The 3,156-nt window shown below is 44.9% G+C and carries 4 protein-coding genes; all 4 read right to left on the reverse strand.

Features of this window, described 5'->3' with window-relative positions; all coding sequences use genetic code 11:
- On the reverse strand, window positions 1-1,427 hold a 1,427-nt coding region (locus PX636_RS18755), incomplete at its 3' end, for a phosphoenolpyruvate carboxylase (RefSeq protein ID WP_288118276.1).
- Window positions 1,428-1,734: 307 nt separating this feature from the next.
- Window positions 1,735-1,923 (reverse strand): hypothetical protein, encoded by a 189-nt coding sequence (locus PX636_RS18760; RefSeq protein ID WP_002797077.1) that lies wholly within the window; start codon window positions 1,921-1,923, stop codon window positions 1,735-1,737.
- Window positions 1,920-2,207, reverse strand: coding sequence for a cell division topological specificity factor MinE (minE, locus tag PX636_RS18765; protein WP_004160373.1), 288 nt, complete (start codon window positions 2,205-2,207; stop codon window positions 1,920-1,922). The genes PX636_RS18760 and minE overlap by 4 nt, the downstream gene beginning before the upstream one ends.
- A gap of 29 nt (window positions 2,208-2,236) precedes the next feature.
- On the reverse strand, window positions 2,237-3,037 hold the full coding sequence (gene minD / locus PX636_RS18770; protein ID WP_061431756.1) for a septum site-determining protein MinD: 801 nt from the start codon (window positions 3,035-3,037) through the stop codon (window positions 2,237-2,239).
- Between the last annotated feature and the right edge of the window lie 119 nt (window positions 3,038-3,156).

The following is a 3,156-nucleotide window of genomic DNA, read 5'->3' on the forward strand; positions in this document are numbered from 1 at the left end:
AACTGAGTCAGGACAAAGCCAAAAATCTCTACTTGGGCGATCAGTCGATCGAGTTCTTGACAAGAAAGACCGGTTTGAAAGAGACTGCGCTTTAATAGCTGTAATTCGGCTAAAAACTCGGAACCGGAGCGATAGATGTTGGTTTCGTTGAGTTTAGTTAATAATTGTCGTTCTTCCGGGTCATTGAGGCGATCATTGCGATCACGCGTATTTTCCAGACGTTTTTGAATAAAGGCCAATTTGAGGCGATAGGGTTCCTGACGGTAGCGAATTGCTAACTGGCTATAGATTTCGGGCATTTGCTGTTTATCTCTGTCCAGGGAGTCCAGCAACTCCGGCAAGACGTGACACCAGTGCAGGGAGGCACTTAAAATACTGGTCAGGTCGCGAATAGCATCGAGATATTTTTTAATAACGAGATTGCGCTGATAACAGCAGGTTTTCCAGGTGACTTCGGGGGTAACGGAGGGATTGCCATCCCGATCTCCCCCGACCCAAGAACCGAAGCGACAGAAGTTATTTTTCGGCGCTTGTAAACGGGGAAAGGAGGATTGTAGGCTTTGCTGCAGACGCAGGGTTAACTGGGGTAGGGAATCAAAGAGAACTTCATCGAAGTAGTGCAGGGCATAATCCACTTCATCGACGACGGTGGGTTTAAATTGGTGTAGTTCATCTGTTCGCCACCAAAAACGTATTTCTTCTTTTAACTGTTTGGTGACTGTTTGTGCTTCTCTGGAGTTAGTTAACCCCATACTGCGAAAGATTTCTTCTGCTTGGTCAAGTTTTTCGAGAATGCCTGAGATACGGCGCTGTTTAATGCGAATGGTATGACGGACAATTTCCGTGGGGTGGGCCGTGAAAACCAGACGAATATCTAACTGATCGAGAAGACGCTGAATTTCTTGGGGAGGGACGTTAACCTGTTTGAGATAGGGAAATAACCAGTGAAATAGTCCCGATTTTGGGCCGGAGTGATCGGACTCGTTCAGGGTTTTTTCTAGCCAATCGGCCCCGACAATGGTGGCTAAAAGGCTTTTTTGCGTTGGGTCAGCCTTGGGACTTTCGTTTTCTTCCCCGATCACCGTCCGTCGCAGTAGTTGCTGATCCCTTTGTTCGTAGTGTTGTTCGATTATATTTATTAACTGGAAATAGAGGGCAAAAGCGCGGGTAACTTTGATCGCTTCCCCTAGTTCCAAGTCTTCGATCATTTTGGCGATCGTTGCTTCTGGACTATCATCGGTCACTTGTCCTTCCTCAGAACAGAGATGGCGCAGTAATTCCAGTAAATCGACTAATTCTTGACCACATTCGGAGACTAAGACTTCTTTCCATAAATCTTCGATTAATTTCAGTCTTTGCTGCAGAAACAGGTTGGAAGTGCTGAAAATATCCTGTTCGGTTTCGGTCGAGGAGACAAGGACGCTCATAATTTCAGTAAAAAGTGAAAAGGAGATAGGAGTTAGGAGTTAGGAGTGGGGGGTGGGGTGTTGGGTGTTGGGGTAGTGGGGCAGTGGGGAATTTAGCTGAAATTTCCCGATCTCCCTAAATCCCGATCTCCCTAAATCCCTATCCCCTGTTCCCTGATATATCGGGATGTACTTTGTTGAAATGATTAGTTCTTAGGGTTTGTCAAAAATGAGATTATATCCCAAAGAATCACATTTTTTCCTATTTTTAACAAAAATTTCACTATTTTTGCCTCTTTTCAGGGGTCAAAAGGACTTTTTTCTTGGATTATTGGTCACTGTTGACCGGTAACTGATCGGGAATATTGAGCAGCGGCAAGCGATCGCCCCGAAAGATTTCCTCGCTGTCTTTCCCGACTTCTATCAACCAATTATTCATAGAACGTAGTCCCAAGTAGGATAAAAGAAAGGGACTGACCGCTAGACTAAGCCAAAGCTCGATCGGTTGAGTTTTCATGGCAATTTCTCGGTTAAAGGACGGCGTTTGATCCGACGAATCGGAAAATTAGCAATCAGGGCTGTAGTCCGTTGGTCACTTTCTAAGAGTAACTCGGTTTCCTCGGTGTCGATATCAAGATAACGACTGACCACTTCTAAGATTTCTTGACGCATCATATTGAGAAGTTCGGGACTAAGATCGGCGCGATCATGGGCCAGAATAAGTTTTAAGCGTTTTTTAGCTTGGTCGCCACTTTTGCCCGAACCGCGCCATGCTAGAAGTTTATCGATCAGGTCATTCATAGTAGGTTAAGGGGTTGAGATGAGAGAGTTTAAGGCCCAAACAAGCGACGACGCAGACGAGTAAGAAAACCTTCTTGACCGGCCATTAAATCTAGAAACGGCACATCGCGACCCTGTAAACGCTGGGCAATGTTTCTAAAGGCCATAGAGGGGAGAGAAGTCTTCTCCTCTAATACTAATGGTTCTCCTTTATTAGTGGAAATAATAATTCTTTGATCGTCGGGAATAATCCCCAACAGGGGAATTACCAATAAGTCGAGAATGTCCTCGACGCTGATCATCTGGTTAAGTTGGATCATTTCTGGCCGCAGCCGGTTGACAATCAGACGGATACTCTTAATATCTTCGCTTTCTAGTAATCCCACCACGCGATCGGCATCTCTCACCGCCGACATTTCCGGAGTAGTAACGATGATCGCTTCCTGGGCAGCGGCGATCGCATTGCGAAAACCCATTTCAATTCCTGCCGGGCAATCAATCAATACATAGTCATAACTTTTTGACAATTGAGCGACTAAATCCTTCATTTGCTCGGCAGTAATTGCCTCTTTGGTGCGATTTTGTGCCGCCGGTAATAGAACCAGATTTTCCTGTCTTTTATCCTTAACTAAAGCTTTATCAAGGCTACAATCTCCCGCCACCACATCGAGCGCAGTATAAACGATACGCTGTTCTAATCCTAACAATAAATCGAGATTTCTCAGTCCGAAATCAGCATCGACAAGGGCGACTCGACAGCCTAATTGAGATAAGGCTGAACCTAAGTTCGCCGTTACTGTCGTTTTACCAACTCCTCCCTTTCCCGATGTCACCACAATTACACGAGCCATAATTTATATCAGTTATCAGTTATCAGTTACCGGTTATCAGTTATCAGTTATCAGCTATCAGTTATCAGTTATCAGTTATTGGTTTGATAGAGTTTTTCGTTTCAACGCAGTTAATCCCT

This window comes from Microcystis sp. M53598_WE2, from assembly GCF_030067735.1.
Lineage (GTDB): Bacteria > Cyanobacteriota > Cyanobacteriia > Cyanobacteriales > Microcystaceae > Microcystis > Microcystis aeruginosa.

Excerpts from the sequence above, each read along its gene's own strand:
- minE (WP_004160373.1), bottom strand. The coding sequence starts at position 2,207 with ATGAATGACCTGATCGATAAACTTCTAGCATGGCGCGGTTCGGGCAAA.
- minD (WP_061431756.1), bottom strand. The coding sequence starts at position 3,037 with ATGGCTCGTGTAATTGTGGTGACATCGGGAAAGGGAGGAGTTGGTAAA.
- PX636_RS18760 (WP_002797077.1), bottom strand. The coding sequence starts at position 1,923 with ATGAAAACTCAACCGATCGAGCTTTGGCTTAGTCTAGCGGTCAGTCCC.